Origin of the sequence: Acinetobacter sp. 1542444, assembly GCF_000581835.1 — a bacterium.
In the GTDB taxonomy this organism is placed as follows: domain Bacteria; phylum Pseudomonadota; class Gammaproteobacteria; order Pseudomonadales; family Moraxellaceae; genus Acinetobacter; species Acinetobacter pittii.
In genome coordinates, this window is record NZ_JEYA01000009.1 from 26,844 (window position 1) to 52,697 (window position 25,854).

25 protein-coding genes are annotated in these 25,854 nt (G+C 37.9%); 16 read left to right on the forward strand and 9 right to left on the reverse strand.

All coding sequences use genetic code 11. The annotated features are described in order from the left end of the window. Positions 1 to 153 precede the first annotated feature (153 nt). Positions 154 to 597 (forward strand): RDD family protein, encoded by a 444-nt coding sequence (locus J580_RS21945; protein ID WP_005068725.1) that lies wholly within the window; start codon positions 154 to 156, stop codon positions 595 to 597. Positions 598 to 657: 60 nt separating this feature from the next. Here the strand turns inward: J580_RS21945 and J580_RS21950 are convergent, their stop codons facing one another. Next, on the reverse strand, positions 658 to 1,833 hold the full coding sequence (locus tag J580_RS21950) for a benzoate/H(+) symporter BenE family transporter (RefSeq protein ID WP_032005916.1): 1,176 nt from the start codon (positions 1,831 to 1,833) through the stop codon (positions 658 to 660). A gap of 186 nt (positions 1,834 to 2,019) precedes the next feature. Here J580_RS21950 and J580_RS21955 point away from each other — a divergent pair, with 186 nt between their 5' ends. After that, positions 2,020 to 2,493, forward strand: coding sequence for an Lrp/AsnC family transcriptional regulator (locus J580_RS21955; protein WP_002115169.1), 474 nt, complete (start codon positions 2,020 to 2,022; stop codon positions 2,491 to 2,493). 51 nt (positions 2,494 to 2,544) lie between these two features. Here J580_RS21955 and leuE read toward each other — a convergent pair whose 3' ends face one another. The 3 genes from leuE to J580_RS21970 form a co-directional block, all read right to left on the reverse strand. Further along, the gene (gene leuE / locus J580_RS21960; protein WP_016803130.1) at positions 2,545 to 3,195 is read right to left on the reverse strand and encodes a leucine efflux protein LeuE; all 651 of its coding nucleotides are present in this window, start codon (positions 3,193 to 3,195) and stop codon (positions 2,545 to 2,547) included. Positions 3,196 to 3,269: 74 nt separating this feature from the next. Continuing rightward, the gene (gene tal, locus J580_RS21965; RefSeq protein WP_032005918.1) at positions 3,270 to 4,259 is read right to left on the reverse strand and encodes a transaldolase; all 990 of its coding nucleotides are present in this window, start codon (positions 4,257 to 4,259) and stop codon (positions 3,270 to 3,272) included. A gap of 130 nt (positions 4,260 to 4,389) precedes the next feature. Beyond that, positions 4,390 to 5,283, reverse strand: a complete 894-nt coding sequence (locus J580_RS21970; protein ID WP_032005920.1) for a LysR family transcriptional regulator — start codon at positions 5,281 to 5,283, stop codon at positions 4,390 to 4,392. A 90-nt stretch (positions 5,284 to 5,373) separates the two neighbouring features. Here J580_RS21970 and aceI point away from each other — a divergent pair, with 90 nt between their 5' ends. Continuing rightward, positions 5,374 to 5,808: a chlorhexidine efflux PACE transporter AceI gene (aceI, locus tag J580_RS21975; RefSeq protein WP_005073799.1), complete on the forward strand. Its 435-nt coding sequence runs from the start codon at positions 5,374 to 5,376 to the stop codon at positions 5,806 to 5,808. 64 nt (positions 5,809 to 5,872) lie between these two features. Here the strand turns inward: aceI and J580_RS21980 are convergent, their stop codons facing one another. Beyond that, positions 5,873 to 7,441, reverse strand: a complete 1,569-nt coding sequence (locus J580_RS21980) for an acetyl-CoA C-acetyltransferase (RefSeq protein ID WP_032005923.1) — start codon at positions 7,439 to 7,441, stop codon at positions 5,873 to 5,875. Between the two features lie 235 nt (positions 7,442 to 7,676). Between J580_RS21980 and J580_RS21985 the strand changes: the two genes are divergently transcribed. The 3 genes from J580_RS21985 (at position 7,677) to J580_RS21995 (ending at position 11,328) form a co-directional block, all read left to right on the forward strand. After that, positions 7,677 to 9,068, forward strand: coding sequence for a 3-oxoacyl-ACP reductase (locus tag J580_RS21985; protein WP_032005925.1), 1,392 nt, complete (start codon positions 7,677 to 7,679; stop codon positions 9,066 to 9,068). A 74-nt stretch (positions 9,069 to 9,142) separates the two neighbouring features. Further along, positions 9,143 to 9,997 carry a MaoC family dehydratase gene (locus tag J580_RS21990; protein WP_032005927.1) on the forward strand — a complete coding sequence of 285 codons (855 nt, stop codon included), beginning with the start codon at positions 9,143 to 9,145 and terminating at the stop codon, positions 9,995 to 9,997. A gap of 71 nt (positions 9,998 to 10,068) precedes the next feature. Continuing rightward, positions 10,069 to 11,328, forward strand: coding sequence for a serine hydrolase domain-containing protein (locus J580_RS21995; protein ID WP_032005929.1), 1,260 nt, complete (start codon positions 10,069 to 10,071; stop codon positions 11,326 to 11,328). A 46-nt stretch (positions 11,329 to 11,374) separates the two neighbouring features. Here the strand turns inward: J580_RS21995 and J580_RS22000 are convergent, their stop codons facing one another. After that, entirely contained in the window at positions 11,375 to 11,953 is a 579-nt protein-coding gene (locus J580_RS22000; RefSeq protein ID WP_032005931.1) for a TetR family transcriptional regulator, read from the reverse strand. Positions 11,954 to 12,077: 124 nt separating this feature from the next. Between J580_RS22000 and amvA the strand changes: the two genes are divergently transcribed. The 6 genes from amvA to J580_RS22025 all read left to right on the forward strand — a co-directional run bounded on the left by amvA (position 12,078) and on the right by J580_RS22025 (position 21,015). Then, complete coding sequence (gene amvA, locus J580_RS22005; RefSeq protein WP_032005933.1) at positions 12,078 to 13,556, forward strand: multidrug efflux MFS transporter AmvA; 1,479 nt, start codon at positions 12,078 to 12,080, stop codon at positions 13,554 to 13,556. 258 nt (positions 13,557 to 13,814) lie between these two features. After that, positions 13,815 to 15,596 carry a metalloendopeptidase CpaA gene (cpaA, locus tag J580_RS22010; protein ID WP_032005935.1) on the forward strand — a complete coding sequence of 594 codons (1,782 nt, stop codon included), beginning with the start codon at positions 13,815 to 13,817 and terminating at the stop codon, positions 15,594 to 15,596. Between the two features lie 22 nt (positions 15,597 to 15,618). Next, positions 15,619 to 16,251 (forward strand): metalloprotease secretion chaperone CpaB, encoded by a 633-nt coding sequence (gene cpaB, locus J580_RS22015; RefSeq protein WP_032005937.1) that lies wholly within the window; start codon positions 15,619 to 15,621, stop codon positions 16,249 to 16,251. A gap of 123 nt (positions 16,252 to 16,374) precedes the next feature. Next, positions 16,375 to 18,462 carry a DNA polymerase III subunit gamma/tau gene (locus J580_RS22020; RefSeq protein WP_032005939.1) on the forward strand — a complete coding sequence of 696 codons (2,088 nt, stop codon included), beginning with the start codon at positions 16,375 to 16,377 and terminating at the stop codon, positions 18,460 to 18,462. 145 nt (positions 18,463 to 18,607) lie between these two features. Beyond that, a complete protein-coding gene (locus J580_RS23590; protein WP_153301268.1) occupies positions 18,608 to 18,760 on the forward strand; it encodes a hypothetical protein in 153 nt (50 codons plus the stop codon). A gap of 26 nt (positions 18,761 to 18,786) precedes the next feature. Further along, positions 18,787 to 21,015 (forward strand): phosphocholine-specific phospholipase C, encoded by a 2,229-nt coding sequence (locus J580_RS22025; RefSeq protein WP_032005941.1) that lies wholly within the window; start codon positions 18,787 to 18,789, stop codon positions 21,013 to 21,015. 49 nt (positions 21,016 to 21,064) lie between these two features. On the opposite strand, the gene J580_RS22030 is transcribed toward J580_RS22025, so the two are convergent. Together J580_RS22030 and J580_RS22035 are read right to left on the reverse strand one after the other, a co-directional pair. Next, a complete protein-coding gene (locus J580_RS22030; RefSeq protein WP_032005943.1) occupies positions 21,065 to 21,499 on the reverse strand; it encodes an acyl-CoA thioesterase in 435 nt (144 codons plus the stop codon). After that, positions 21,499 to 22,656 carry an iron-containing alcohol dehydrogenase gene (locus J580_RS22035; protein ID WP_032005945.1) on the reverse strand — a complete coding sequence of 386 codons (1,158 nt, stop codon included), beginning with the start codon at positions 22,654 to 22,656 and terminating at the stop codon, positions 21,499 to 21,501. Before J580_RS22035 ends, J580_RS22030 begins: the two co-directional genes overlap by 1 nt. 341 nt (positions 22,657 to 22,997) lie before the next feature. Here J580_RS22035 and J580_RS22040 point away from each other — a divergent pair, with 341 nt between their 5' ends. The 3 genes from J580_RS22040 (at position 22,998) to J580_RS22045 (ending at position 24,627) form a co-directional block, all read left to right on the forward strand. Continuing rightward, entirely contained in the window at positions 22,998 to 23,327 is a 330-nt protein-coding gene (locus J580_RS22040) for a YcgJ family protein (protein ID WP_199985366.1), read from the forward strand. 289 nt (positions 23,328 to 23,616) lie between these two features. After that, positions 23,617 to 23,847, forward strand: coding sequence for a hypothetical protein (locus tag J580_RS23715; RefSeq protein WP_005068773.1), 231 nt, complete (start codon positions 23,617 to 23,619; stop codon positions 23,845 to 23,847). 231 nt (positions 23,848 to 24,078) lie between these two features. Further along, complete coding sequence (locus J580_RS22045; RefSeq protein WP_032005948.1) at positions 24,079 to 24,627, forward strand: cysteine hydrolase family protein; 549 nt, start codon at positions 24,079 to 24,081, stop codon at positions 24,625 to 24,627. A 279-nt stretch (positions 24,628 to 24,906) separates the two neighbouring features. On the opposite strand, the gene J580_RS22050 is transcribed toward J580_RS22045, so the two are convergent. Next, the gene (locus J580_RS22050) at positions 24,907 to 25,374 is read right to left on the reverse strand and encodes a winged helix-turn-helix transcriptional regulator (protein WP_032005950.1); all 468 of its coding nucleotides are present in this window, start codon (positions 25,372 to 25,374) and stop codon (positions 24,907 to 24,909) included. 62 nt (positions 25,375 to 25,436) lie between these two features. On the opposite strand from J580_RS22050, the gene J580_RS22055 reads away from it, so the two are divergent. Continuing rightward, positions 25,437 to 25,664, forward strand: a complete 228-nt coding sequence (locus J580_RS22055) for a tautomerase family protein (RefSeq protein ID WP_002115197.1) — start codon at positions 25,437 to 25,439, stop codon at positions 25,662 to 25,664. The last annotated feature ends 190 nt before the right edge of the window (positions 25,665 to 25,854 follow it).

A 25,854-nucleotide genomic window follows, 5' to 3' on the forward strand; every position in this document is an offset into this window, starting at 1 on the left:
AATGATATTTTTGATCAAAATAATTACAATAAAATATAAAAGTAAGAAATTTAAAATTTATTTAAGTATTTAAAAATAAAAAGGTTTCATTTAGGATAAAAGTAAAGTAGTAAGACCATTTTAGCTATTAAACAATAACAAAGTGAGGTGAGCATGACTTATAAGTATGAGTATGCAGGGTTCTGGTTAAGATTTGGCGCAATGATTATTGATAGTCTTATTCTTTGTTTGGCAATTATTCCAGCCGCATGGATTTTTTATCGGGGAGATTACGACTTAGTATTTGCTACAGGCTTAAGTAGTCAGCCACAAAACTATTGGTTTGACCTGATTGTGAACTACGCATTTCCTTTTTTATATTCAGTTTTATGTTGGTTGTATTTTGCAGGTACGCCCGGCAAACGTTTGATGCGCTTAAAAGTTTTAGATGAAAAAACAGGTAATAAGCTCACAGTCATGCAAAGTATTATTCGATATATTGGCTATATTCCATCAATTTTAGTATTTGGTATTGGTCTTTTTTGGGTGGCATTTGACGCTAAAAAACAAGGCTGGCACGACAAAATGGCAAAATCAGTCGTAGTAAGAGAGTTATAAGAAAACATACTAAAAAGCGTTCATAGCATTGAAAATAGAGAGCTATGAACGTTTTTTTTATTAGCTTTTTTGGGCTTTAAATTTGAGCACAACAAATACAATAATTCCGACCACCAATCCCCAAAATGCTGAGCCGATCCCGAAGAATTGAATACCCGAAGCGCTACATAAAAAGGTAAATAATGCAGCTTCACGTTCTTCAATTTGAGCAAAAGCAATCGCAATGTTGTGGCTGATCGTACCAAGTAATGCAATACCAGCCAAAGCGACAATAAAAATATGAGGGAAAGACATTAATAAACTTGTAAGTGTTGCGGCAAACAAACCCATTAAGATGTAGAAAAAACCACAGCTTATACCTGCAATATAGCGTTTGCTTGGGTCAGGATGAACTTGGTCGTCTAAGCTTACGGCAGCACTAATCGCAGCAATATTGACGCTATAACAGCCAAACGGTGCAAGCACAACTTGGGTTAAACCTGTCCAGCCAATGAGTTGATTCACGTGTGGTTTGTAGCCATAACTTTTGATCATGGCAATACCCGGTAAATATTGAGAAGCCATACTAATCACAAACAGTGGCAGTGCTAAGCCCAAAAGTGCTGACCAGCTAAAGTCAGGTCTAATCCAAACAGGTTTTGCTAAAGACCACTGAATTGTAGGCATATGAAATTCTAAAAAGACAGGGCACAGGGCAATACCTGCAATTACGGTAAATACAATGCTATAACGCGGCCATAATCTTTTTGTAATGACATAAATGCTAAGTAAGGACAAAACAAATGCCCAATCATTTTGTAAACTTGCGAAAAGTGAAATACCAAATTTGAGTAGGACGCCTGCCAGCATGGCACTTGTTAAACTTTGAGGAATGTATGACAGCGCTTTTTGAAAAATACCTGAAAAGCCTAAAATCGCAGTGAGTAAACCACCAACTAAAAAAGCACCAATCGCTTCATTTAAACTATACCCACTACCTGTTGCCATAATTAAAGCAAGACCTGCGGTTGACCATGCCGTCGCTACAGGATATTTAAATTTCCAAGAAAGAATGAGTCCTGATAAGCCAATACCCAAACCCAAAGCCCAAAACCATGAAGTGATTTGTTCAGGTGAAGCACCTAAAGCTTGAGCCGCCTGAATCACTAAAACAGCCGAAACACTAATACCAATGAGAAAGGTAATAAAACCAGCAAATACTGCTGGAATTGAAAAATCTTGAAGAATTTTTTGCATGATACGTATTCTAAATCCAAGAAAAATTAATAGGCTTCTGCCATTGCTTCCAGTTGGGGTGAATTTAACAATTTTTTTTAAGAAGGTGCTTTCTATTTTCAGATTAAAAAATAAATAATCTTTTTAAATTATTAAATAATGCTATTATTTGTTTCATAAATAACAATGAATCAAGAATATTATTTTATGGATGAGAAAGCCGAAAATTTAACTCCACTAGAACTGAAAATTATGCGTGCCTTACAGGAAAATGGGCGTTTAAGTAATGCTGAATTGGCTAAACTTGTAGGTATTAGTACATCATCTTGTTGGAATCATACTCAGCGTCTTTTTAAGATTGGAGCAATCTTAGATGTCCGTGCTCGGATCAATCCCAATACCGTTCAACGTGGTACTGTGGTGTTAGTTGGTGTAGTTTTGGACCGTTCAACTCCTGATAGCTTTCAAGCATTTGAACAAGCGTCGGGTGATTTGGAAAATGTTTTAGAGTGTTATCTGGTGGCAGGAGAAGTCGATTATTTTCTAAAAATTCGTGTTAAAGATTTAGCAGCGTTTAACCGATTTCATAGTGAAAAGATTATTGCCTTACCCGGAGTAAGACAAGTCAGAACTTTTTTTGTACTTAATGAAGTTAAAACAGATGGCATGCTGGACTTTTAGCAGTTCATGATGTTTTAACTTTCTAATGCAAAAGTTATTAGATTAAAATAATTAAATTGTAGAGGTTGCTAGTTTTAAACCAAATCCAAAAAATAGAATTCCTACTAAAAAGATTCCGCTTGCTGCAATTTTATGGTTCTCTTTAAAAAATGCCGAGAGTTTAATTCCAGAGAAGATTAATGCAGTTAAATAACTAAAGCTAATGATCTGTAAAATAATCGCTAAAATTAAAAAGCTCAGAGCAGGATAAGCATAATCTGGCTCAACAAATTGAACAAAGAAAGAGAGGAAAAATAAAATCGCTTTAGGATTGAGTAAACTAATACTGAGTGCTGTTTTATAAGGATGAACTTTATCTAAAGCAGGTAAATCAGCCATTTCTGGTTGAGTTTGATTGCGTTGTTTCCAGCGTTGAATACTGCCTTGTAACAGTTTAAAGCCTAAATAAGATAAATAAAGTGCACCTGTTAATTTAAGAATGACAAATACCCATGGGAATGCCTTAAGTAGAGAAGCAGCTCCGAGTACTGTACATAGCATTAAAATAAGGTCACCGGTGAAAATACCGAATGCACCCATATATCCGGTTTTAATCCCGTAGCGCGAAGCGATTGACATCACATAAAGAGAATTGGGTCCTGGCAATAACACAATTAGGAATGTACCAATAATATATGTTGTTAAATCTGTTATGCCGAACACGAGAAACCCAATAAAAAAACCGATTTTTGTCATGATAACAAAAATCGGCAATTTTGTATGAAAAGTGCAGTTTTTTAAGATTTTATTTCCGCATCAATTCCAAAAGACTGACGTAACAAAAGGCTTAATTGGTCACGTGCTTTAATAAAGCCATCGACACCACCTTGTAAAAGCTGGAATGCCATTAAGTCATGGTTAAGTTCATCTTTAAAACTTTGCTCATCTTGAGCTGGTCTAACAATGGCTTCTGCTTGTTTTGCTTGAGATGCATCAAGTGCCGCATCAACTGTACGGGTATCTTGCTCAAGCTGGGTAAGTAAGCTTGGCGAGATCGTCAGTAAATCACATCCAGCTAGACCAAGCACTTGATCAATACTACGGAAGCTCGCACCCATCACTTGAGTTGGAATGTTTTGCTGTTTGTAATAGGTATAGATTTTCTTAACTGAAACGACACCTGGATCTTTTTCGATTGGGTAAGCGTCTACACCTTCAGCTTTTTTGTACCAATCTAAGATACGACCTACAAATGGTGAGATTAAAGTCACTTTTGCATCTGCACACGCTTGGGCTTGATGTAAACCGAAAAGGAGAGTGAGGTTACAAGCAATTCCTTCAGTTTCGAGCACTTTGGCAGCTTGAATACCTTCCCAAGTCGATGCAATTTTAATAAGAATACGTGACTGATCGATACCATATCCTTTATAAAGCTCACATAATTCATGCGCTTTTTTAATGGTTGCTTCGGTGTCATATGAAAGAGCAGCATCAACTTCCGTTGAAACACGGCCTTCAATCAGTTTTAAAATTTCTACACCAAATTTTACGGTTAAAATATCAATGGTTCTTTCGATTAACTCATCGTTGCTATAGCCTTCTTCTTTGGCTTGATAATAAGCATCTTCAATGAGCTCTTTGCTTTCTGGTTGTTCTGCTGCTGCCGTAATCAATGAAGGATTAGTCGTTGCGTCTAATGGACGGAATTTACGAATTGCATCAAGGTCACTACTGTCGGCAACAACGGTCGTTAATGTTTTTAATTGGTCAAGTGCTGTATGAGTCATTGATATTCAACATCTTCGGTAATAAATCTTATATTTTCTTTATAGCACAAAGTCTATTCATGCTGTCGATATATCAATTGTTATATTTCAAAGAAAAACGTTTAGGTTCTGCATCAAATTTGAAATATTTTTAAGGCGGCGATTGCATTCGTTGCTTACGGATATACTCAATGAGATATCTAGCAGCGGCACCAAGTTCACTTTCCCGGCTCCAAACCAAGTCGACATAATATTCAAATCGAGGGGTGAAATCTAATAAATCCAATACCTTAAGTTTATTTTTTAATTCAGGGTTTTCTTTAAACATTTCTTGAGGAAGAACGCCCCAACCTAGATTACGTAAAATCATTAAACAAGCAGAGTGGTGGTTATCGGTGCGCCAATAATGTTTTGAAAAAAGTAATTCAGGCTTTAAAGTCTCATCACGACTTGCAACTACAATTTGTCGTGTAGTAAGAATCTGCTCATAAGAAACTTGATTTTGGCTTGCTAGAGGATGGTTGTTTGAAATAACCGGAATTAGAGCCTCACGTTTTAGCTCTACGAATTGTTCTCTGTTATCTAGATGCTCACGTTCAAACATCAGTGCAAGTTGAGCAGAGCCATCTAATAACATTTGCAGAGCATCTTCTTGGGGAGCAGACACAATATTGATTTGTAGGTCAGGGAAACGACTCTCTAAAAGACAAATATAGTCGGTCCAATTGGTGTGTAAAAGCTCAGACACAATCACAATAGTTAAATTAGCTTCCAAACCTGTACTTAACGCGTGAGCATGCTGTTTCCATTGATTCATCTCAATCAAAAGCTGAGAGGTCTTTTCATATAAAACCCGTGCTTCATCAGTAGGGATAGGTTCGCGGCCTTTACGGTCAAATAAAGTTAAGTCCAGATCAATCTCTAAGTTGGCAATAGACATGCTTACAGCCGAAGGAACTTTGCCAAGTTTACGGGCTGCTGCAGAAAAAGAGCCGGTCTCAATCACGGCTTGAAACATGAGTAGTTGTTCTTGATTAATATTCATCTGTCAAAAAAACTGAAAGAACCTGATTGGATTAATCAATATTATAAAAATAAAATGCACATTATCCAAGTTATTATTGAGTATTTAAAAATGTTGATTTCCAAGAGAAGACTCATTCATGCAATCAGTTATGAAGGAATTTTATTGGTCATCATTGCGATTGCATTAAGTTTTATTTTTGATATGCCAATGGATGTAACCGGTACACTCGGTGTGTTTATGGCAGTGGTTTCAGTTTTCTGGAACATGATTTTTAACCACTATTTTGAAAAAGTAGAGCATAAATATAATTGGGAAAGAACGATCCCTGTGCGGATTTTACATGCGATTGGTTTTGAAGGTGGTTTGCTGATTGCAACTGTACCAATGATTGCATATATGCTTCAGATGAGTGTCATTGATGCACTTATTTTAGATATTGGTTTAACCTTATGTATTTTGGTTTATACCTTTATTTTCCAGTGGTGCTATGACCATATTGAAGATAAATTTTTCCCAGATGCCAAAGCTGCATCACTTCATTAAGCTAATATATTGAAATGAAATAAGCACCCACATGGGTGCTTATTTTGTTAGGTCGTTATAGAAATTATTTTTCTACAATCGCAACCACACCTTCACCACCTGCTGTACAGATAGAGATTAATGCACGGCCTGAACCTTTTTCATTAATCAATTTAGCAGCAGTTGCTAAGATACGACCACCAGTTGCAGCAAATGGATGGCCTGCACCTAAAGATGAACCATTTACGTTTAGTTTAGAGCGGTCAATTGAACCCAAAGGTGCATCTAAACCAAGACGTTCTTTACAGAATTTTTCATCTTCCCAAGCTTTCAATGTAGATAACACTTGAGATGCAAATGCTTCATGGATTTCGTAGAAATCGAAATCTTGAAGTTTAAGGTTTGCACGCTTAAGCATACGAGGTACTGCATAAGCAGGAGCCATTAACAAACCTTCTTTAGGGCCGTTTTTACCAATGAAGTCAACAGCTGCTGTTTCAGAGAAAGAAAGATAAGCTAAAACTTCATGCCCATTTTCTTTTGCCCATTCTTCAGAAGCAAGCAATACCACAGAAGCACCATCAGTCAACGGAGTTGAGTTACCCGCTGTCATTGTTGCAGTTTCGCCTTTACCGAAAACTGGCTTCAATTTAGCAAGTTTTTCAACTGTGCTGTCTGCGCGTAAGTTGTTGTCACGGTTAAGACCTAAGAATGGAGTCATTAAGTCGTCAAAGAAACCACGCTCATAAGCAGCAGCAAGTTTTTGATGACTGCTAGCAGCTAACTCATCTTGTGCTTCGCGAGTGATACCCCATTCTAAAGCAGTGATGGCTTGGTGCTCACCCATTGAAAGGCCAGTACGTGGTTCACCATTGCTTGGTGCATCAAGAAGCTTTTTAAAATCAATTTTTGTTAAAGCTTTAAGACGGTCTTTACCAGTTTTAGCTACATTGAGTTCAAGTAAAACTTTACGTAAACCATCACCTACAGCAATTGGTGCATCAGAAGTGGTGTCTACACCACCTGCAATACCTACGTCAATTTGACCAAGTGCAATTTTGTTTGCAACAACAAAAGCTGCTTGTAAACCTGTACCACAAGCAATTTGAATGTCATAAGCTGGAGTTTCAGGAGCAAGATCTGTGCTCAATACAACTTCACGAGTCATATTAAAGTCACGACTATGTTTTAAAACAGCACCAGCAACGACTTCACCAATACGCTTACCTTGTAAGTTAAAGCGCTCAACCAAACCGTTTAATGCTGCTGTCAGCATGTCAGAATTAGACGCTTTGAAATAAGCAGTATTTGAACGTGCAAATGGAATACGGTTGCCACCAATAATTGCAACGCGGCGAACAGTGTTTTGGCTCATGGTTTTATCCTGTTGAACAGAAGTTTTGGTTTTTGTTGCTTTTGGTGCTGCAGCTACATTTGAAGATGTAGAAGTAGTTGCTGTAGCCGTGCTCTTAGTGCGAGGGCTACGTGCAGGTGCAGTCGTTGAACGAGTACGTGTCGTTTTTGATGTATTAGTTGCTGCTTTAGGAGTAGTGTTGTTACGCTTAGCCGTGTTAGAAGCCGACTTTGATGTATTTGACACTTTTTCCTGAGCAGAATTCTCGACTGCTGGATTTTCTTGAGTTGTTTTGCTCATAAGGCTTTTCCAAGCATAATAACGATATTCTTGTAAGCTACCTTAACACAATTCAAATAGACCTGTATTGACTAGAATGACATTGTAGATAGCATTCAGGTCAAGACATCCAAAGATGAAGTCAAGTATGATTTGGAGTAACTCTAATGAACGACTGCTTTCATATTGTTTCTATCCATCTCATAACATAATGAAGCCTGTCGTAGAAAATTCATTTCTTTGAGAGATAATAATCATGACTGATCAATACCAAGCATTTACACAATCTCCTATTGGTAAATTCGTTGTTAAAAATCTGGGTTTACCATCGCCAGTTGTATTAGAGCGTTTTGAAAGTGCTCAGCCAGTAGTGAATGGTGCAGTATTGGTTGGCGCAGCGCCGTCAAGTGCTTTGTCTGGTGAAATTGCACAAGTACTTAGCAATGTTCATGCAGATAGCTATGTAGGCAATAACGTTGCTTTACAACAAGAAGCTGCAAAAGTTGGTTTAAATTTACGTCCATTCAATGCAGGCGACAAAGAATCAAAATTCAAAGCAGTTGTATTTGATGCGTCTGGGATCCAAAACTCAGAACAGTTGAACGAACTTTATAAATTCTTTAACCCGATTGCACGTCAAGTTGCGACTTCTGGTCGAGTGATTGTGATTGGTACAACTCCTGAAACTGCAAAAACTGTAAAACAAGCAATCGCTCAGCGTGCACTTGAAGGCTTTATCAAATCTGTAGGTAAAGAATTTAAAAAGGGTATTACTGCTCAAGTTGTCTATGTTGATGAAGGTGCTGCTGCAAACCTTGAATCAACATTACGTTTCTTACTTTCTCCACGTTCAGCTTATGTATCTGGTCAAGTGATTCGTGTATCTAAAGCAGATGTGGTTGATGTTGATTGGGCAAAACCACTTGCTGGAAAAACTGCATTAGTAACTGGTGCAAGCCGTGGTATTGGTGAGGCAATTGCACATGTATTGGCTCGAGACGGCGCGCATGTTATTTGTTTAGACGTACCACAACAACAAGCTGACCTTGACCGTGTAGCAGCTGACATTGGCGGTTCTACATTGGCAATTGACATTACTGCTGCTGATGCGGGCGAAAAAATTAAAGCTGCTGCGGCAAAACAAGGCGGTTTAGATATTATCGTTCATAACGCAGGTATTACACGTGACAAAACTTTGGCAAACATGAAGCCGGAGCTTTGGGACTTAGTAATTAACATTAACTTGTCTGCTGCTGAACGTGTAAATGACTACTTGTTAGAAAATGATGGTCTAAATGCAAATGGCCGAATTGTTTGTGTATCATCAATTAGCGGTATTGCTGGTAACCTTGGTCAAACCAACTATGCTGCATCTAAAGCAGGTGTAATTGGTCTAGTGAAATTTACTGCGCCTATCTTAAAAAATGGTATTACCATTAACGCAGTAGCGCCTGGCTTTATCGAAACTCAAATGACTGCTGCGATTCCATTTGCAATTCGTGAAGCTGGTCGCCGTATGAACTCAATGCAACAAGGTGGTTTACCTGTTGATGTAGCAGAAACGATTGCATGGTTTGCATCAACTGCTTCTACAGGCGTAAACGGCAACGTTGTACGAGTGTGTGGTCAAAGCTTGTTGGGCGCTTAAGCACTTTTAACTAAATAGGGGTGCTTGTGCATCCCTTTTTTATTCAAGAATCTATAAATTATAAAAGGTTAGGTATGAATACTCGTCATTTTAGCCAGCTACCAAAAGCGGCATTGGCTTATCCAAAAGTAGTGCAAGGTTTAATTTTTAAAAAGCCGAAAGGTCCAAAAATATTACCGCAAGTTGAATATGTGGTAGATACTTTAGAAATTGATCAGAACCACCTCAAAGCTTATAACGAAGTATGTGGCTTTCAAAATAATGGCTTTGTACCAGCAATTTATTTGGCTGTACTTTCTCAAAGTTTGCAAATGCACATGATGACGGCAGAAGCCTTTCCATTTCCAATTTTAGGTTTAGTCCATATTCGTAACCAGATTAAACAGACCAGACCAATTGCTGTGACTGAAAAATTAACTTTGTCATGTAAATTTGGGGAACTAAAACCGCATGATAAAGGTGTTCAGTTCGACTTTATTACCACGGCAAAAGTTGGCAATGAAGTGATGATGGAAGGCTTAACGACTTATTTATCTCGCCAAAAAGTTGAGAAAAGAGTAGGTGAGAAAGCCAAAGAAGAACAAGCACCAGCTTATGTTCCAAAGGCAGAGTGGAATATTTTAGAAAACACAGGTCGCCGTTATGCGAAAGTGTCTGGTGATTTTAACTTAATTCATATTCATGCCATTACTGCAAAAGCATTTGGCTTTAAGCAAGCCATTGCACATGGTATGTGGAGCAAAGCTAAAGCATTAGCAAACCTTGAATTACCAAATGCTTATGAAGCAGATGTATGGTTTAAGCTGCCAATGTTCTTACCGTCAAAAGTTGAGTTTTTAACTGCCAATACAGATAAAAAGACTGATTTCTTAATTCGTAATGCGAAATCCCAAAAACCGCATGTTGCAGGAACAGTAAAAGCATTATAAAAATATCAGCAGCCTGAACAGAGGTTTGGGCTGCTTTTGAGCAAAATAACAAAAAATGCAAGGAACTTCATGTGATTAAAGAAATTTTACTGGCCGATACCCATAACTATCACGGTATTTTAGATGAACGTTTTATTGATTTAGCTCACCAGTTCAGCCGTCTTCAAGATGCTAGAACAGGACAAGGTGGAGCTGCTTTAGCGGTTTATTTTAGAGGTCAGAAAGTTGTAGATATCTACACGGGTCTAAAATCACAAACCGAAGCTTGGCAATCTGACACATTGGCAGTTTGTTATTCTACAGGTAAGGGCATACTTGCAACTTTAGCGCATATTTTAGTAAGTGAAGGTTTTTTAGAATACGACAAACCGATTGCGACTTATTGGCCTGAGTTTGCTCAAAATGGTAAAGAGCAAATGACTTTACGTCATGTGCTAAGTCATCAAAGCGGTATGTTTGATGTTCGAAATATTATCGAAAGTGCGAGGGAAATGCTCGACTGGTCACATATGTTAGATGTGGTCGCGGCGACTAAGCCAAGATTCCTTGCCGGAGAAGGCAATGCGTATCAAGCTTTAACATTTGGCTGGCTTGTCGGTGGAGTACTTGAAAAAGCAACTGGTCAATCTTTAGATCAGCTCATGCAAAAATATCTTGTTGAACCGTTACAGTTAGATGGGGCTTATTTTGGGACGCCTGCAAATGAGTTGGATCGTGTAGCACGTTTAATTATTCAACAAAAACCAGAAAAGCCAGCGTCTACTCAAGTTGAAAAACCTAAAAAGCCGCAGACGCGCAAGAGCTCACTCTCTGAAAAAATGATTACTTGGACTGGACAAGACCCTCAAGACTTTCAAGATGCCATGATTCCAAAAGGAATGAAACATCTTAGTTTCTTTAGTGACGAGGGATTGCAAGCAGTTATTCCAGCGGCAAACGGTACGTTTACTGCAAATAGTCTTGCTAAAATTTATGCGATGCTGGCAAATCAAGGTGAATGGGATGGACATCAAATTATTTGCCCAGAAGTATTTAAAGAGCTCAGCACCATCCAAAGTTATGCACGTGATCGTGTTATGCCAATTCCGATGAATTGGCGTTTAGGCTATCACCGTATTATTACCATGGGTAAACGAGCTAAAAATGGATTTGGGCATATTGGCTACAATGGTTCAGGTGCATGGTGCGATCCTGAGCGTGACCTCAGCTTTGCTTATACCCATAACTTCCAGATTGGTTCAATCACAGGTGATTATCGTTTGTGGGGACTGACCCAAGAAGCTTTACGTTGCACCGACCAAATTTTAAAAGGCCGTAAAGGCTGGTTCTAATTTTAGTATTTTAAAGCTGGCATTCTAATCAATGCCAGCTCAATACCTATAATAATTCTAGGCGAATAATCGCTTCGGTATGGCGCTTGAAATCTTCCTCAGCTAAACCTTGTAAACCAAGTTTATAAATACCTTCTAAGCCGCAAACAAAGGCAATGAGTCGCCATGCAATGTCTGTGGAATTTGATCTGTTTTTAAATTCACCTTCTTTTTGGCCACACTCAATCGCTTGCACAATTGTTTCATGCCAACTTTGCATGGCAAGGTTATAAGCCTTTTGTATTTCAATATCTTGCTCAATCAAGAGTTCAGCTTCATTCCATAAACGTAAGTAGGGCTGAAGTTTGTCGATATTTTCTGCACCTAATAAGATGAAAAGTCTTTGAAATTGGCTGGTTGTTTGGAGAGTTTGTTCAATTTCATCGAGCTGTTCCATCAGCTTTAAAAAAGCTTCAGCTTTTAAGTGAGATGCCGAAGAAAAGTGGTGGTGAACTTGTCCGGTAGAGGTTTGTGCTTCTGTTGCGATTCTACGTACCGTCATGGCAGTAAAACCTTCAGCCAAAGCAACTTGCATGGCAGCTTGCAGAATCATTTCTCTGCGTTGATCGCGATTAAGATAGGCCATGTTTTTTCACCTGACTGAATTCGACACAAATTACATTAAAACTAAAAGTTGGACAAGTGTCCAATTGTGTATATAATAACCATGATTTGAACACATGTCCAAGTTTTGGATATTGAAGAGCGTTATGCAAAAAAAATGGTTAATCCTGACAATTATCGTCCTTATATATTTACCAGTTACGATTGATGCAACGGTGATGCATGTTGCAACACCATCTTTAAGTGCAGCATTGAATTTAACTGCCAATCAGCTTTTATGGGTCATTGATGTTTATTCACTGATTATGGCGGGTTTGATTTTGCCGATGGGTGCACTTGGCGATCGTATTGGCTTTAAAAAATTATTATTTATTGGAACTGCAGTTTTTGGTGTGGGTTCGTTAGCTGCGGCTTTTTCTCCAACTGCCTATGCCTTAATTGCTTCTCGTGCTGTCTTAGGGCTAGGGGCAGCTATGCTTATTCCTGCCACTTTATCCGGCATCCGTAATGCTTTTACCGAAGAAAAGCAGAGAAATTTTGCACTTGGTCTTTGGTCTACAGTGGGTGGTGGTGGAGCAGCTTTTGGTCCATTAGTCGGTGGTTTTGTACTAGAACACTTCCATTGGGGTGCTGTATTTCTTATCAATATCCCGATTATTTTAGTGGTTCTGGTCATGATTGTGATGATTATCCCTAAACAACAAGAGAAGACTGATCAGCCAATTAATTTAGGGCAAGCTTTAATTTTGGTTGTAGCCATTTTAAGCCTGATCTATTCAATCAAATCGGCTATGTACAGCTTTTCGGTACTTACAGTCGTGATGTTTGTAATTGGTATAAGTACTTTAATCCACTTCATTCGAAGCCAAAAAAGAGCTACGACGCCAATGATTGATCTGGAATTGTTTAAACATCCAGTGATTTCTACCAGCATTGTCATGGCTGTTGTTTCCATGATTGCTTTGGTTGGTTTTGAATTACTCTTGTCTCAAGAGTTGCAGTTTGTACATGGTTTTTCTCCATTACAGGCAGCCATGTTTATTATTCCATTCATGATTGCGATTAGTTTAGGTGGTCCATTAGCTGGAATTTGCTTGAATAAGTGGGGACTTAGACTTGTATCTACTGTTGGTATTTTAATAAGTGGATTTAGTCTATGGGGACTTGCCCAGCTTAACTTTTCAACCGACCACTTTTTAGCATGGACGTGTATGGTCTTTTTAGGCTTTAGCATTGAGATTGCCTTACTTGCTTCAACTGCTGCGATTATGTCATCTGTACCTCCGCAAAAGGCGAGTGCAGCAGGTGCCATTGAAGGGATGGCTTACGAGCTTGGGGCTGGTTTGGGCGTTGCTATATTTGGGTTAATGTTATCTTGGTTTTATAGTCGTTCAATTATTTTGCCAGAACAGCTCCCAACGGACTTAATTGAAAAAGCGAGTATCTCGATTGGAGAAACCATGCAATTAGCGTCTAATCTTGAAAATCCTTTGGGAGGACAATTAATTGCAGTTGCGCAACAAGCTTTTAGCTATGCCCATAGTTGGGTGCTTACCATCTCAGCTATTTGCTTCTTCCTTTTAACTGCATTTGTCTGGCTGAGCTTTCCAAAGAAAGTAAATTAAAACTAAAGGATAAAAAGAGAGACTACCTTTCTTTTTATCCTTAAATTTCTTTTTAATATTTTCTACATATTAAAAATTGGTTATTTAATTCTCATAAATAAACTATTCTTTAAAAGGGTTCATATTTTTATTTCAAAATGATTCAGTGGTCATGTAATTGAAATTTAATGAAAAATTAATTGTTGTGAAATTGACTGCGTAAAAATGGTTTGCTAACCTGCTATTCGAAAAATCTAAAAACAAATAAAAGAGGCTGCTGTGAATTTTAAATTAAAAACATCACTCATTATTGGAGCAATTGTTGCGTCTTCACTTGTATATGCCGCAACTGTACTTTCACCAAATCAGAATAATAATAGTGGATCAATTCCATCCGGTTATTCAGATTTAGAATTTAATCTAGCAAATGGGAATTGGGTCAAAAACCTTACTTTACCCACAAGCGCTAATAATTTGGACAAAATTACAATTCGTTCTAGTGCTGCCTATAGTAGTTATTTAGATACTTCTAATACCAATATTCCCTTAGAAGTTTTAAAGATAAATAGTGGTGATGTTTACCAATTCATTTTTAATAGTAGTCAAAATAAATGGATCGCTCAGTTAGCGACAGTGAGTCCTACTAATGGTGCGACCTATGAAGTTGTTCCATTAATAACTGCATCTATGCAAAAAGTACTTATTCAAAATGACAAATGGGCACAAACCATTGCATTACCGAGTGATGTACGTGATGGAACAACCGTACAAGTTGTTTCTACAGCAAGTGCAAGTTCGGACATTGATAAAACAAATTTACTATTCCCGAGCAGTTTTACATTAAAAAATGGCTCTGAATATTGGTTTAAATATTATTCTGCTTTAGGAAAATGGGTTCCTGAATATGTAAAGCCTCAAAAGCTAAATGTTCAGCAAATTGGAACGTCATTAGCGACAGTTAATAGTCCACTTACAGAAATTTCATTTGGAGATGGAAACTGGGTTTCCAATTTCACTTTGCCTACCACTGCAAGTGATCGGGATAGAATTATTATCAAGTCTACAGCGACTTGGTCTGCAAAAATTAATAATACTAATATTAATAGCCAAGCGACTTTAACGCTTAAAACAGGCGATCAATATGAGTTTATGTATGTAAGCGACAAAGGATATTGGCAGTTGATCTCTTCACCTACAAAGGTTATTGATTCAACGGCAATAATCCCTGCAACTCTACCGAATATGACTCAGCCTACTTTAAAAGTGAAACTGTCTACCTCAAATTGGCAGCCAACCTTGCAACTACCAGTTAAAGCTCAAATCGGGGATAAAGTTGTTATTGTGTCAAATGCATCGGCAGACACTTATATTAATGCTGCTAATGGCTTGTCTACCGCAATTAAAAATGGTGAAAATCGCCGTTTTATTTATACCGCTCAAGGCTGGACAGTAGATAGTTATACAATTGATATGTTGTTGGTTTCTAGCCCGGAGGTAAACTCAATTTTAGGAGAAAGCGCTGCAAAACTTAGAATGATTGAAGGCGTAAATTTAACGAATTTAACTGCTGAAAATTCGAATGCACGTTTTTATTTAAGAGATGTAGGTTATCTAACTTATAAAATCCCTGCTACCACTTTAAAAGAAGCAATCTCGACTGGACGAGATGACACCACGGTACAAAATGAGCGTAAACGTGTATTGGCAGACGGAGTTTATTATCAAGGTAATGAACCTGGTGACGGTGGTTGTGGTTGGGCTTGGATTAATGCTTCTGCATATAACATGATTGGCGCAAATGATATTGCAGGTTGTTCTTTCGCTGCTATGCGTCATGAAGTTGGGCATAATCTTGGTCTTTACCATAATGGTTCAACCAATATTGGTTCAGGCTTTGCTCATCCTTTAGGAAGTACAGCAATGGGTGGTAATAACATTAATTTTTATTCGAGTCCCTATCTATATAACCCTAAATATGGTGTACGTTTAGGTGTAGAAGGAAAAATTGATGCGGTTAGTGTCATTAACCTGAACGCACAAAAAATTTCTCTATATAACTAATCTCTATTTTTAGCTGTAAATAATGAAGAAAAATAAATTGTTAATAGGAACTGCTATCGCTTGCGTGGCGTTAGCAGTTTTACTCTGGTTTGCCTTTTCACAGCAAAGCTCTTCTGCTTTAACGTCGTCTTCAGAAAATGGGCAAGGGACTGGGCAAAAACTGGCAGATAATCAGAATGAATTGGCTCGTCAAAATATACTGAATTTGAGTCCGTCCGAAAAAGAAAGATTGTCTCAGCAACAGATTGTTTTTAATGAAATAGAAAAGGATCAACTGCCTTCTAATGTTAATTTTCCACTAATTAAAAATGCAAAAGGTATGGTCATTAAATATGATCCAAATGTGATTGAGCTTAAAAAAGTGGGTGACACTGTTAAGTTTCAAATGTTGGAATATGGCATTAATCGCACTGGCAAAATTGTAGAGATCGAACCTGTTGACCAAGATATTGTTCGGTGGACTGGTAAATTTGATCAGGGCGATCCGAATCAAAATTTCTTTACCATTACTCAAAGTCAAAAAGACCACTATACGATCATGCAAATTTTTACCGAGAAGGGAAATTATTCGGCTGAAATTAAGGATGGTGTGGGACTCGTGCAAAGGATGGATGAGGGTGTTACTGATCAGGAGTTACACCATGATCATCCTTAGACAAATAAACGGTTCTGGTAGAGAAAAGAAGTCAGTTCGCAGTTTATCTGTACGGATATGAGCTTTATGCGTTCACACTCTTTTAAAAACAAAGTATGCTTATGCCTGTAACAAGGAGCATACATGTATCAAGTACTTGCTAGAAAATACCGTCCACGTAATTTCAATGAGTTAGTGGGGCAAAACCATGTTTCTCGTGCATTAAGTAGTGCATTGGAACGCGGTCGTCTTCACCATGCTTATTTATTTACAGGAACGCGTGGTGTAGGTAAAACTACAATTGCGCGTATTTTAGCCAAGTGTTTGAACTGCGAAACGGGTGTGACTTCTACACCATGTGAAGTTTGTGCAACGTGTAAAGCGGTAAATGAAGGCCGTTTTATTGACCTAATTGAAATCGATGCTGCTTCAAGAACAAAAGTAGAAGATACGCGTGAACTTTTAGACAACGTTCCTTATGCACCAACGCAAGGTCGTTTTAAAGTTTACCTGATTGACGAAGTACATATGTTATCGACGCATTCTTTTAATGCGTTATTAAAAACACTAGAAGAACCACCAGAACACGTTAAGTTTCTGTTTGCTACGACTGACCCACAAAAGCTACCGATTACGGTCATTTCACGTTGTTTGCAATTTACTCTACGACCTTTGGCCGTCGATGAAATTACCAAGCACCTTGGTGCTATTCTTGAAAAAGAACAGATTACTGCTGATCAAGATGCAATTTGGCAAATTGCTGAATCTGCTCAAGGTTCATTACGTGATGCATTATCTTTAACTGACCAAGCCATTGCTTATGGTCAAGGTTCTGTACATCATCAAGATGTTAAAGAAATGCTTGGTCTAATTGACCGTACGATCATTTATGATTTGATATTGGCGATTCATCAAAATCAACGTGAGAAAGTTAGTCAGCTTTTATTGCAATTTAGACATCAAGCGCTAGATGTTTCACTTGTGCTTGATCAGTTGATTTCGACATTGCATGAATTGGCAATTTTACAATATCTACCTGATTTGAGTTTGAAATATAGCGATGAAATCAATCGCAAAATCATGCAACTGTCTAAGTTGATTTCTGCTCAAGATTTACAGCTTTATTACCAAATCGCATGTAAAGGACGTTCAGACTTGCAACTTGCCGTGACGCAAGAGCAAGGTTTTGAAATGTGTGTTTTACGCTTGTTGGCATTCCGTCCTTTAGCACCAAATGAAATTGTGGTGTCAGAGCCTGTTCAACAAAATGGACAAGCACTAGTGGGTTTGAGTCAACAAGCTCAGCCAACAGTCCAAGAGATTACTCCAGTAAATACGGTTCAACCTGTTGAAGTTATTAAGCAGCCCGCTATGGTTGAACCTGAACCTGAACCTGAACCTGAACCTGAACCTGAACCTGAACCTGAACCTGAACCTGAACCTGAACCTGAACCTCAGTCTAATCAGGATTTAATGGTATTTGACCCAAATCATCATGAGTTGATTGGGCTTGATTCAGCAGTTGTTCAAGAGACTGTTAGTGTTCTAGAGGAAGATTTCATTCCTGTACCAGAACAAAAGTTAGTACAAGTGCAGGCAGAAACACAAACTAAAAATATTGAACCTGAACCAGCTTTCACTGCTGAACCTATGGGTTTATTTGAAACGCCTAGCGCTGAATTTTCGCTGGCCCAAGATACGCCTGATCTTGCTTCTGAACCTGTTATTGAGCAGCAATCATTGGTGCAGGCTGAAGTTGTTGAAACAGTTGCGGTTGTAAAAGAGCCTAGTGCAACTGATAACGGTCAGTTGATGCCTCAAGATATTTTGAAGCTTTCTCCTCAAGTTTTGGAAGGTGAGTGGACACTTGAAAAGTGGGAATATTGGTTTAGAAATAGTCAGCTTTCTCCAGCTGTTCAAGAACTTGCTCAACATGGTGTGATGACTGGTGAAATTGGCGGCAATACTATTTTCCATATTCCTCAAGAATATGAAAATATGCTGACCCAATTACAACAAGGCCTTATTGATGCATTAAATGAGCAATGGCCGAATACTCAATTTACAGTTGAATATGGTGCTTTGAATACATCTACCCCTTATACCATTCAAAGTGCACGTAAAGAAAAAGCCTTTCACCGAGCAGCTGAGCTATTACAGCAACAGCCAGTTATTAAGAGTCTCATAGAAACTTTTGATGGCGAACTACAAAATATTCAATTAAAGCCTTAAATTCATCTGATTTTTGATCTGGTGCAGAATATGAAAATAATAGACTTTTCATATTTTTCACTGGATTGAAATATTTGGGTCATGTCACTGTCATTGTACTTTTCTATGTTAGCCATTTTAGATTTTAAATGGACTATATATCGTCATGAAAAGGCAATGCACTGGAATAAATAGTTTTAAATATTCATATTTTTTATTAATCGGCGCGATTCTGCTGAGTGGTTGTAACGACTCGGCAAATGATAATTCAAATACACCAGATACAGGTAAAAAGCCTGTAATGCGCTGTGCTCCATAAACTTAAATAATAAAAAGAACCTGATCATGATTACACGTCGTAAATTTTTAAATTACTCTTTAAATATGGGTTTTGGTGCTGCGGCATTGGCAACTTTCCCATCTAGTATTCAAAAAGCTTTAGCAATTCCTGCAAACAATAAAACTGGCACCATTCAGGATGTCGAACACGTTATTATTTTAATGCAGGAAAACCGATCTTTTGACCATTACTTCGGAACATTAAAAGGCGTCCGAGGGTTTGCCGATCGTTTTACGATTCCTTTGCCAAGTGGCCGCCGTGTTTGGGAGCAGCTTAGAAGTAATGGGCAAGTTTTAACGCCTTTTCACTTAGATGGTACAGCCAATAATGCACAGCGTGCAGATGGTACGCCCCATACTTGGAACGACAGTCAGCTGGCTTGGGACAATGGGCGCATGGCGAACTGGCCAGCCCATAAAACTGATATATCCATGGGTTATTTTAAAGAAAAAGAAATTCCATATCAGTTTGCGCTTGCAAATGCTTTTACGATTTGTGATGCCTACCATTGCTCTATGCACACTGGAACAGATGCAAACCGGTCTTATCATTTAACAGGTACAAATGGTGCAACACCGACCAAGCGTTCATTTGTAAACAATGAGTGGGACTGGATTGATGGTAACCCAGCGACGGCAGACCGTGGTTATACATGGAAAACTTATGCCGAACGCTTAGAAGAAGCAGGGGTAAGTTGGATTTGTTATCAAAATATGCCGGATGAATGGGGCGATAACATGCTTGGGGCATTTCGTTCATTTAGAAAGGCGAACATTGCTTCTGGTTATCCGGTTGCAAGTGGCGGCGAACCGAATAAACCGTATGCGGATACGGGTCAAAAACTACCTTATAAAGCCTATGATGCTGCAACAGATAATGCCAAAAATCCACTTTATAAGGGCATTGCAAATACGCTACCGGGCAATAAACCAGAAGAATATCTTGACGCTTTTAAACGCGACATTCGGGAAGGTAAATTACCTCAAGTCTCTTGGATTAACGCGCCATCGATTTATTGCGAACATCCAGACCCTTCAAGCCCAGTTCAAGGGGCATGGTTTATTCAAGAAATTATTGATGCATTAACTGCTGTACCAGAGGTTTGGAGTAAAACCGCACTACTTATTAACTTTGATGAAAATGATGGTTACTTTGACCATATGCCATCGCCATCAGCGCCATCTCGACTTAAAAATGGTCAGTATGCTGGCAAATCGACATTAAGTAGTGCCGATATGCAGGATGAATATTTTGACCACGCTGCGCCTGAAGGAAGCCATTCTCAGCCTACGCCTGATGGACGAGTTTATGGACCAGGCCCTCGTGTTCCGTTATATGTGATTTCCCCATGGAGCCGTGGTGGCTGGGTGAATTCGCAAGTTTTTGACCATACATCAGTGCTCATGTTCTTAGAAAAACGTTTCGGTGTGAAAGAGCCGAATATCAGTCCATACCGCCGCGCAGTATGTGGCGATTTAACTAGTGCATTTAACTTTAAAACACCAAATGCAGATGCTTTACCACAGCTGGATGGTAAACAAACACGTGTGCAGGCAGATGCATTAAGAGAAAATCAAGAAGCTTTGCCTGCTGTTCCTGTACCCACGGATACAAAGTTACCGATTCAGCAAAGTGGTATACGTCTTTCACGTGCGTTACCTTACGAGCTACACACCAGCGCACGCTGTAATACTGATGGCAAAGTGCAATTGATTTTCTCTAATACGGGTACGCAAGCAGCGGTTTTCCATGTTTATGACAAGCTCAATTTAGACCGTATTCCAAAGCGTTATATTGTCGAGCCGAATAAGACTCTAGATGATGTATGGGACGCTTTAAAAGATAATTTAGGTCGTTATGACCTATGGGTACTTGGTCCAAATGGTTACCATCGTCACTTCAAAGGCGATACTCAACGTATTGTTGGTAGTGGCGTTAAACCTGAAATTCGAGTGTGCTATGACATTGCGAATGGTGATGTATACGTAGAACTCATGAATGAAGGTACCAAGGATACAATATTGACAGTAAAACCTTGTGCATATCGACAAGATGCGCCTTTACAACTTACCGTAAAAGCGGGACAGGTTATTAAGCAACATTGGGCTTTGGCCGATGTTGGGCATTGGTATGATTTTGAAATCACCAGTCAGAGTGATCCATATTATTACCGACGTTTTGCTGGCCGAGTCGAAACGGGTGAAGATTCTTTTAGTGATCCTGCAATGATGTAAGTCAAGACGAGGCAAAAAGAGCTGCTTATTTTCTTTTTGCCTCATTTTTTTATAATAAATAAGTTTTTAAAGCTTCACGAACTGACTCAGAAATGGGTACAGTCTTACGCGTTTCACGATCTACAAACACATGCACAAAATGTCCTTGAGCTGAAGCTTGATCTTGACCTTGTTTAAAGATCGCCAATTCATAGCGTAAAGATGTCGTGCCGATTTTACCAATCGCAACACCTACTTGAATAATTTCTGGAAATGACAATTCCTGAAGAAAACTACAAGCTGAATCGACCACTAACCCAATTGCTTTTGCTTCATGAATATCAAAACCTGTTTTTTGGATGAGCAAAGCATTGGCTGCTGTATCAAAATAGCTATAGTAGGTCACATTATTCACATGACCATAAATATCGTTATCTGCCCAGCGAGTTTGAATGTCTAAAAAGAACTTAAATTGATCACGGGTTTTTAAAACTGGTTTAGTCATTAATGAATCGCCTGATAAATTGCCAAAGCAGCGGCTTCTGTCATGTCTCGTGGGTTATTTTGTAGTAAACGGGTTTGCAACATGGCATCTTGAGCAAGTCGAGGTAAGCTGGACTCGTCAATACCCAAATCACTAAGTCTTAAAGTCAAGCCACTACGGTCTAAGTGGTTCTGCATGTGGTCAATAAACAGATCACACAAGCCATCAGTGCTGCCATTACTATATGGATCAAGCCATTGCATAAGTTCTGCATAGTATTTTTTTGCATTTTGTGCATTAAACTTTAATACTTCGACCAACACTAAGGCGTTGGTATGACCATGCGACAAATGAAAATGTCCACCCAGTGGATAAGCTAAAGCATGTACCGCAGCAACGGGCGAGTTTGCAAAGGCTTGACCCGCGAGCATTGAACCGAACAGCATGTTTTGACGTGCTTCTAAATCATTACCATCTTTAAGAACTTTCGGTAAGTTATGGTTTAACAATTTCAAAGCATGCTTGGCTAAAATATCCGTATAAATATTTTTTTTATGTTTAGAGGTATATGCTTCAATAGCATGTACCATCGCATCAATACCTGTTGCAGCGGTAATATGTGCTGGAAGATTTTGAGTGAAAGTAGCATCAAGAATTGCAGTGTCGGCGTAGAGTACTGGAGAGACAATCCCCATTTTTGTCGTCTCACCTGTGGTCACAATTGAGATTGGCGTTACTTCTGAACCTGTACCGGCTGTAGTAGGAATCAAAATAAGCGGAAGACGAGCTGTAGTGACCTGATTCACGCCATACATCTCTTGCAAACTTTGGGTCTGATTAGGGTGGGCGAGTAAAGCAATAACTTTTGCAACATCTAGAGAACTACCACCACCAAAACCAATAATGGCATCAACATTTTGCTGTTTAGCGTAATTGGCTGCATGTAGTACTACTTGTTCAGGTGGATCAGCTTGTACATCGGCATAGATGACATGTTCAATGTTGAGGTTATCTAAAATTTGCAGGATGGGACGGTGTAAATGATTTTTAACCATGCCTGCATCGGTGACTAGCAATAACTTACGGTAAGTTTTTGACGACAAAACATTCTGTAATTCTTGTATAGAGCCTAAGCCAGAGATGATATTTGGAACGGTTTGAAATTGAAAATGGCTCATATACATTATTTCCTTATTTTTGAACATTATTGTTGAATGGTTCTATAAGATTCTATCTCCGAATAAGTTAGCATAAGAAACTTTAAAATAAAGTAGTTCTGAAGTGACTATGCTTTTCTTAAGCCTTGTGCCACCCATAGATAAATACTTTTTTGCAATGTTGGGTCCGACATGTAAGTGAGGATTACCAAAATATTTAAACCCTCGTCGAAAAGTGGGCTTTTTGTTATTTATAGGGTTCTGTAGATTTTCTGGCAAGCTTCTAATTTATATAATACCTTAACAATTTATAATTTTATCGGTTCTAAAAAGTGAAAATTTCTAAAACTTTTCTTAGTATTATGGGATGTACGTGTTTGATGCTTAGCTCGGCAGTAATCGCGAAAACCAGCTCTAGTGTATATTCGCCTACAAAAGGTGTAATTTGTGACAAATATATTTGTGCTGACAAAAAAGGTGTTTCTAAAAAGCTTACAGCTAAATATTTAGGCACTTATAAAGCGAATAAAGCCTTCTCTCAAGGTGATTTTGATACTTCAGCGTTTACGCTCTCAAACGGTGTGTTCTGTGATACTAAAACAAAACTATGCCATGTCGATCGATACTTTGAGAATGGGCATCGCAGTAAAATTGATAGAACTATGACAGATAAGCTTTTTAAAAATAAATGATTTTTCTATTGCAGAAATGAGGTAAATATCTCTGATAGATGAGTCTATCAAAGTAAAATTAAATCGCAAAAGACCCCGCTAACTATCGACTAATGGCGGGGTTTTTTATTATTAAGTATTTCTGTAATATCAATTTAATAGTATAGGGTGAAAAAATACTAAATGCTCAGGGTTAATAATTAATAAGGGAGGGTTTAGTTTTCGGTAGGATCTTTTCTGATTGGGAAGGGAACAAAGATCTTTTTATTATTAAGAAAAAACATAATTTTTAGGTGGAATTTAAATAGTGATGTATACAATTAGATATGTTCATCGGAACAACACTTACTATATCGCTTCGAACAACGAAGGAAATTTTATTATTCTTGAGTCACTTGATTCAGAGTTTCGTATGGGCCACCAAATTTCATATGATGGTGAAAAAGTATTTAATCTGACACTAAATGATGAAACGGATGCAGTCATTAAACTTGAGAGTAACGAAAAAGGAGCTTATGAGTACTTACATTCAGTTAAGTAAATAAGCTTTGTTTTTTGAGAAAAAACTATGGTATGTTTATTTGCGCTTTAATGATGAGCAAGTTTAATTCATGAACTGTTTACTAAAGAAAATCAATACAACCACCACGACCTACAGAAAAGGCTGCGTGTGATTTTTTATTAGAGCGACTTAATAAGATAACCAAACCCAGCCAATAATGGCTGGGTTTATTTTTCTCTGCACATTATTGGTTTTTTACAGAGAAAGATTATGGATAAAAGTCAACAATCAAAATCAGCTTTACTCGTTATTGATATGCAAAATGGCCTATTCAAAGGAGAGCTAAAGCCGTATAACCATCAAAGTGTACTTTCAAATATTCGTGAGCTTATTGAGTATCAGCGCTTAAATAAGAGACCAGTTATTTTTATCCGTCACGTTGGAGCAAAGGGTACTCCATTAGATCCAGACGGTGCTAATACGCAATTGATAGCAGAATTATCTTTTAATCCAGATATAGATACTGTCATTGAGAAAATATACCCTAGTAGTTTCAAGGGTACTGTTCTAAAAGATTGGTTAGAAAAACTTGATGTTGATCAAATCATAGTTACTGGCATGAAAACTGAATATTGTATTGACTCTACTATTAGAGCCGCTTCAGAAGTGGGATATAAAGTAACTTTAATCTCAGATGCACATACTACATTTGATTCTATGCATTTAAGTGCTCAGCGTATAATTGATCACCACAACCAAATTTTTAACAATGCTTTTGCTAAGGTAATAACTACAGAAGAGTTTATAGATGAGTTTTAATTTAGAAACAAAACAGTAAAGCCAAGTGCTTGTTTTGGAGAGGCTGTGTAGCCTTAGAAGGGCGCGGTACAGGAAGCTTTGTTAAATACTGTTATTGGAAGGGCTTTTTTATTCTTAAGTATTTCTGTAAGATCCTTCCGTTGCTTTAAACAACAATAAACCTTAATGATCAGCGCAAAAGTCATAAGGGGAAAGCCTACTTGAAAGAGTAGGCTTTTTTTATTTATCTATAAAAGCATGCTGAGGAATTTATGATCTGTGTAGCTAAGTTATAAAAATTTATTTTTTGCAATGAATGAGCTTAAGTTCTAAATTCTTAAAATCTATAACTTGATTAGAAGAATCAACAAGTTTTAATTTAAGTTCATCATCAGTACTCTTATTAAAAACTTTCACCACATCTTTACCAGCTTCAATAAAATTACCGCCAGATTCAAGCAGGGCGAGTAAGACAATATTTAGACTTTTGCCTTTTTTAGTAAGTAAGTATTCTTTACGTTCTCGCTCACCAACTTCTTTATAAATTGACAGTTCAAATATTTCTAATTGGATGAGATGCTTTAGACGATTAGATAAAATTTGCTTTGATATGCCTGTATTTCCTAAAAAATCATTAAATTTTGTTACCCCATAGAAGGCTTCTCTTAACAATAGAATCGTCCATCTGTCATTTAATATTTCTGTAATTTTGAAGATCCCACATACATCTACTGGAAATTTATGATCTGGAATAATTTGATTTGACATCAGTGGAAGCTCCAATTAGTATGAGTCTATAATTTAGACCTAGCTTTGATTCAGGTAGCATTATGCCATTTATAAATATACAAACTATAGAAGGTTTACTAGATAAAGATAGTAAGGCTGAGCTTTTCAAGCGAATAACGGACTTATTTGTAGAAATAGAAGGAAAGGGAAATCCTGCTTTTCGAGAACATGTCTGGATAAGAATTGATGAGCATCCTCCTGAACATTGGCAGTTAGGCAGCTTAAGACCAACAAAGGAAATGATTGAATTAATCACTGCATCAAAGTGATGTTTGTAATGCCCTATAAATTAGGGCTTTATTTTTATTTAATTACTACAAAAATACAAGATTAGCTAATTTATCGTCTGATTTATCAACTTTTAATCTATTGATAAACATTATTTTCCTTTTCAACCCAAGTGAGTTTTGACAAAATGCAACAAGTCACGCTGGTCAATTTGGTTCTTATAAACTTATA

Excerpts from the sequence above, each read along its gene's own strand:
- cpaB (WP_032005937.1), top strand. The coding sequence starts at position 15,619 with ATGAAGAAAAATAAATTGTTAATAGGAACTGCTATCGCTTGCGTGGCG.
- tal (WP_032005918.1), bottom strand. The coding sequence starts at position 4,259 with ATGACTCATACAGCACTTGACCAATTAAAAACATTAACGACCGTTGTT.
- aceI (WP_005073799.1), top strand. The coding sequence starts at position 5,374 with ATGTTGATTTCCAAGAGAAGACTCATTCATGCAATCAGTTATGAAGGA.
- J580_RS21980 (WP_032005923.1), bottom strand. The coding sequence starts at position 7,441 with ATGAGCAAAACAACTCAAGAAAATCCAGCAGTCGAGAATTCTGCTCAG.
- J580_RS22035 (WP_032005945.1), bottom strand. The coding sequence starts at position 22,656 with ATGAGCCATTTTCAATTTCAAACCGTTCCAAATATCATCTCTGGCTTA.
- J580_RS21970 (WP_032005920.1), bottom strand. The coding sequence starts at position 5,283 with ATGAATATTAATCAAGAACAACTACTCATGTTTCAAGCCGTGATTGAG.
- J580_RS22020 (WP_032005939.1), top strand. The coding sequence starts at position 16,375 with ATGTATCAAGTACTTGCTAGAAAATACCGTCCACGTAATTTCAATGAG.
- J580_RS23590 (WP_153301268.1), top strand. The coding sequence starts at position 18,608 with ATGAAAAGGCAATGCACTGGAATAAATAGTTTTAAATATTCATATTTT.
- J580_RS22055 (WP_002115197.1), top strand. The coding sequence starts at position 25,437 with ATGCCATTTATAAATATACAAACTATAGAAGGTTTACTAGATAAAGAT.
- J580_RS22050 (WP_032005950.1), bottom strand. The coding sequence starts at position 25,374 with ATGTCAAATCAAATTATTCCAGATCATAAATTTCCAGTAGATGTATGT.
- J580_RS22045 (WP_032005948.1), top strand. The coding sequence starts at position 24,079 with ATGGATAAAAGTCAACAATCAAAATCAGCTTTACTCGTTATTGATATG.
- J580_RS22040 (WP_199985366.1), top strand. The coding sequence starts at position 22,998 with ATGGGATGTACGTGTTTGATGCTTAGCTCGGCAGTAATCGCGAAAACC.
- J580_RS21990 (WP_032005927.1), top strand. The coding sequence starts at position 9,143 with ATGAATACTCGTCATTTTAGCCAGCTACCAAAAGCGGCATTGGCTTAT.
- J580_RS21985 (WP_032005925.1), top strand. The coding sequence starts at position 7,677 with ATGACTGATCAATACCAAGCATTTACACAATCTCCTATTGGTAAATTC.
- J580_RS21945 (WP_005068725.1), top strand. The coding sequence starts at position 154 with ATGACTTATAAGTATGAGTATGCAGGGTTCTGGTTAAGATTTGGCGCA.
- amvA (WP_032005933.1), top strand. The coding sequence starts at position 12,078 with ATGCAAAAAAAATGGTTAATCCTGACAATTATCGTCCTTATATATTTA.
- J580_RS21955 (WP_002115169.1), top strand. The coding sequence starts at position 2,020 with ATGGATGAGAAAGCCGAAAATTTAACTCCACTAGAACTGAAAATTATG.
- J580_RS22025 (WP_032005941.1), top strand. The coding sequence starts at position 18,787 with ATGATTACACGTCGTAAATTTTTAAATTACTCTTTAAATATGGGTTTT.
- J580_RS23715 (WP_005068773.1), top strand. The coding sequence starts at position 23,617 with ATGTATACAATTAGATATGTTCATCGGAACAACACTTACTATATCGCT.
- J580_RS21950 (WP_032005916.1), bottom strand. The coding sequence starts at position 1,833 with ATGCAAAAAATTCTTCAAGATTTTTCAATTCCAGCAGTATTTGCTGGT.
- J580_RS22000 (WP_032005931.1), bottom strand. The coding sequence starts at position 11,953 with ATGGCCTATCTTAATCGCGATCAACGCAGAGAAATGATTCTGCAAGCT.
- J580_RS22030 (WP_032005943.1), bottom strand. The coding sequence starts at position 21,499 with ATGACTAAACCAGTTTTAAAAACCCGTGATCAATTTAAGTTCTTTTTA.